Raw genomic sequence first — 3,919 nt, forward strand, 5'->3', positions numbered from 1 at the left:
TGGCTCACAGCACTTTGGGTCAGGCACAAAATTTCTGCAGCCCGGGTGAAACTCATTTGCTCGGCAGCAATCAGAAAACAATGCAACCCGGATAGCACCGGGCCAGTGAGTTTGGGTAGTCGCATAGGGGCTTACACTAAACAGAAGGTTACCGCTATCTTACATCAAAAAAAGCCACCAAAATATGGTGGCCAATACTACCCAGTTTGTATCTATTGCGTCTTATTCGACTTCGCGCAATAAACGTTCTTTCTGTTCATCCTTTAGCAAAGTCCAGTGGCAACCGTCTATTGCCCCGGCAAACATCCAAAGCAGTTTCAGATCAAGAGCTTTGCCGTGCGAGGTGCGCACCTTACGGTAGACTTCTGCCGCTCCCAATGAGATAAAGCTACTTACATCCGGAATACCTGCTTTTTTCACCATACGCTCGAGCGTCAGACGCATATTGGGCAAATCGCGCAGGCGCTTGCTCTGCTCTGAAGACTTGAACTCTTTCTCTCTTGTCGAGACTTTAATCGACTGCTTGACCAGTTCGTCACACTCGGCCCTGTCATTCAAATAAAGCTCCGTCACATCATAGTAGTTAACCACAGCTGTTGTACTGCGTTTTATGTGTTTGAACTTACTACAGTTAAAAGAAGTCAGCTTGGTATCTAGCGATTCACCACCGCGTAAAAACATCGACTGTTCAGTCAATATTGCATACATGGCACCCTTGATGAAAATACCCGTTCCACCAAACATAGAGCGTTTTTCATAGTGGCCAAATTCGCGAAGATAATTAAATAAGTCATCCTTGATCGATCGCACAAGCTTCTCCCCCGATAAACGTTAATGGTCGTTTAATTTCAAGTAACTTATATCAAAATGCGTCAACAAATTGACAATGCCACATCAGATTATTTATTTCCACATATGAAACAACGAACAGTTAGATTTGAGATTTGCAGCATATTATACGTCGCGAATTAAGTAAAAAGTGACAAAAATTGACCATAATTTTTGCGCCTGAACTCCCAAAATGACCAGCGCAATTCGCTTTCGCACTATCGTTATTCTTGTCAGAAAGACTATGGTTATTAATAATAAGTGGAGGGTATATCATGGTAGACATAGCACTCTTTCCTTCATCCAACCACATTCTTCCGAACGGAAGGCTAGAAATAACGGTTGCAGAAGAACGATATATTCGGATGGTCAAACAGTCTCTTGCAAACAAAAGAAGTTTTGCGCTATGTATGCTCAATGAGTCGGAAGAACACGACGAGATAAAAAAGATACCAGCGATTGCCACCGAGGCTCATATCATTGACTTTAATGCGCTGGAAGGTGGGTTACTCAGTGTCATGGTCGAAGGTATTCAAACCGTTCGCTTGTTGGCAATAAGAGTCGAGAAAGACGGCTTGTTACTGGCAGATTTTGAACCCTACCCACACTGGACACCAGCCCCTATCGAAGCCTCGACATTATGCCTTTCAGAAAAACTGAAACTCTTTTATGCCACCATGCCCGAAATTGGCTCCCTTTATCCGAAACCAGACTATAACAACCTCACCTGGGTCTGCCAGCGCTGGCTCGAAATCCTCCCACTGGAAGTCCACTACAAACAGCTGTTGCTTACCCAGGAAAGTATAAAGCTCACCGTGCGGTTTCTACTTAAATTGCTCGACAACGACAACCTTCCAACAACAGAAATTGCATAAGTGTAACGTTTAGTAACGATTTAATTTTTTTTTAAGTTATACAGCTGTCTATCAGCAACGGCTCAAGATAGAATGAAGCCCTCGAGTTCAAGTTAGTAGTTGTAATGGCACACGTATCTTTTTTTTGGCTTAAACCAGAAAATGACAAAATCGTTAAAGGACTGGAATCTGAGTTCTGTTCTTTGGTAAAAGACGCCGTCAGGCAAAACCGTCTTACCCTTCCCCCCATTCCTGATGTTCTTGTGAAACTTCATGCCTTGTGCAACGAAGAAGATACCACTATCCGCGACGTGGCTGACTTGTTACTGGATGATCCCGGTATGGCCGCCTCCATCGTCAAGATCTCCAATACCATGATGTTTAACCGGCGCAATGTTATATGCCACGACATCCAAACTGCAGTAAGCAGGCTCGGTATCTTGAGAGTAAGAGATATTATTACGGCGCAAGCCATTGAAGAGCTGAAGAGCAATAGCAACTTCAGCCGCGGCTGCAATGAACTGCTGATGCAAAGTGCAATCCGCTCAAGACAGCTAGCTGCAACGATGGCTCTTGTTTCTCAGGGGCTCATTAACCACCCTGAAACACCGGCAGAGGTCGAACAGGAAAAATCTCTATTGGCTGGCCTATTTGCTGATATTGGTCTTTTTAGTCTGGTTTCCGAGTATCAGAACTACTTGGACAGCGGTAACTATCTCGATATTGATATTGCTAAATATGTCTTCGAACACTGCTGCCAGGAAGCCAGCCTCATTATCCTCAAGCACTGGGGATTTGATGATGATTACCTGGAAGTTGCCAGCAATACGGCCCTGCCTTACAGAGGCCAGCGTCCGCAAACCAGCTATCTGGACATAGCCCGTATGGCTAATCATCTACTGATGTTCAAAAGCAACGATGATGCTATTGATGAACACCACGTGGAGCTGGATCTCGCCGGTGCCGAGGTGATGTACGAACTCACCAATCTGCCTGACGCTGAGTTCAACTCCCAGATACGCAATGTCATCAAAAACAGCGGCTTCTAACCACCGACATCGCAAAGTGCTCCCGCCCTTTACTTTGCCTGAATGCTGTATTGACCCTGTCTGAGTGATACTGATAAGCTACTTAACTCATCGAGAAGTGGTAGCTTATTGATTTAACTAAATGTTCGGGTACAGCATGATGCTGAAAACCCGCAGACAACACTCACCGCAAGGACTCACATGTTTTCAGGGATGCTCTATATCTTCCTGCCGCTGGTGATCGGGTACCTAATACCGGTCGGCAAGGACTCCGTTCTGACTTTTATCAACACACAAACCAGCCGCCTTGTCTTGGTGATCCTTGCGCTCATGGGTTTAAGTCTCGCGGGGCTAGATAACCTAGGGCAGAACCTGAATCAAATTCTTACCTATACAGCAACCTTCTTTATTTCTATCAGTGCCTGTAACTTGCTTGCCCTGCCTGTGATCGACAGGATCTGGCCGACGGAAACCAGCCAGGATCACCGCCAGTTGCCATTTCTGAAAATGATAATGGAGTCGGTCAAGCTTGTACTCGTTGTTGCCGGCGGACTAGTTGTCGGCCTGTTGACTGGCATAGATCTCGAGTGGGTCGATAAAGCGAGCGAAGTTATCCTGTTGATCCTGCTGTTTTTGATCGGTATTCAGCTTCGCAATAGCGGAATGACCTTGCGCCAGATTCTGCTCAACAAAAAAGGGATCACCATAGCGTTGGTCATTGTTCTGACCTCGTTGCCCGGCGGGATCATTGCCGCAACTATCCTTGATATTCCGATGACCCATGGCCTGGCGATGGCATCAGGTTTTGGCTGGTATTCATTGGCAGGCATACTCATGGGAGACGGACTGGGACCAATTTTTGGTGGTGCCGCCTTTCTCAACGAGCTGCTCAGGGAACTCATTGCGTTGAGCCTCATCCCGGTCATGATCAGCCGCTATCCAAGTACCGCTATAGGTTATGCCGGCGCTACGGCGATGGACTTCACCCTGCCTGTCATTCAGAACAGTGGCGGGATCCGCTGTGTCCCTATTGCGATAGTTAGCGGGTTTATCCTCAGCCTGCTGGTGCCGTTTCTGATGCTCTTCTTTCTGTCGCTGTAGTAGCCGGCCGGAAGCCACGAAAAAAAGCCGCATTTTACAATGCGGCGCGATCTACTCAATCTAAGCAATGACGATTATAGGTCAGGATGATGTTGCACCAAATTCTGT

At 46.4% G+C, this 3,919-nt stretch carries 5 protein-coding genes; 3 read left to right on the forward strand and 2 right to left on the reverse strand.

The window, feature by feature from the left end:
* Window positions 1-125 (reverse strand): LysR family transcriptional regulator (locus MHN01_RS19185; protein WP_239412820.1); only part of this gene is annotated, 125 nt, incomplete at its 3' end.
* Window positions 126-222: 97 nt separating this feature from the next.
* On the reverse strand, window positions 223-810 hold the full coding sequence (locus MHN01_RS19190; RefSeq protein WP_370646524.1) for a TfoX/Sxy family DNA transformation protein: 588 nt from the start codon (window positions 808-810) through the stop codon (window positions 223-225).
* 293 nt (window positions 811-1,103) lie between these two features.
* Between MHN01_RS19190 and MHN01_RS19195 the strand changes: the two genes are divergently transcribed.
* The 3 genes from MHN01_RS19195 (at window position 1,104) to MHN01_RS19205 (ending at window position 3,811) form a co-directional block, all read left to right on the forward strand.
* A complete protein-coding gene (locus MHN01_RS19195) occupies window positions 1,104-1,703 on the forward strand; it encodes an LON peptidase substrate-binding domain-containing protein (protein WP_239412817.1) in 600 nt (199 codons plus the stop codon).
* A gap of 104 nt (window positions 1,704-1,807) precedes the next feature.
* A complete protein-coding gene (locus MHN01_RS19200) occupies window positions 1,808-2,731 on the forward strand; it encodes an HDOD domain-containing protein (RefSeq protein ID WP_239412818.1) in 924 nt (307 codons plus the stop codon).
* Window positions 2,732-2,911: 180 nt separating this feature from the next.
* The gene (locus MHN01_RS19205; protein ID WP_239412819.1) at window positions 2,912-3,811 is read left to right on the forward strand and encodes a lysine exporter LysO family protein; all 900 of its coding nucleotides are present in this window, start codon (window positions 2,912-2,914) and stop codon (window positions 3,809-3,811) included.
* Window positions 3,812-3,919: the final 108 nt, after the last annotated feature.

The organism is Photobacterium sp. OFAV2-7 (assembly GCF_022347985.1).
Taxonomy (GTDB): domain Bacteria; phylum Pseudomonadota; class Gammaproteobacteria; order Enterobacterales; family Vibrionaceae; genus Photobacterium.

Bases quoted from the DNA above. Each gene is read 5' to 3' on its own strand.
- MHN01_RS19195 (WP_239412817.1), top strand. From the start codon at position 1,104: ATGGTAGACATAGCACTCTTTCCTTCATCCAACCACATTCTTCCGAAC.
- MHN01_RS19200 (WP_239412818.1), top strand. From the start codon at position 1,808: ATGGCACACGTATCTTTTTTTTGGCTTAAACCAGAAAATGACAAAATC.
- MHN01_RS19205 (WP_239412819.1), top strand. From the start codon at position 2,912: ATGTTTTCAGGGATGCTCTATATCTTCCTGCCGCTGGTGATCGGGTAC.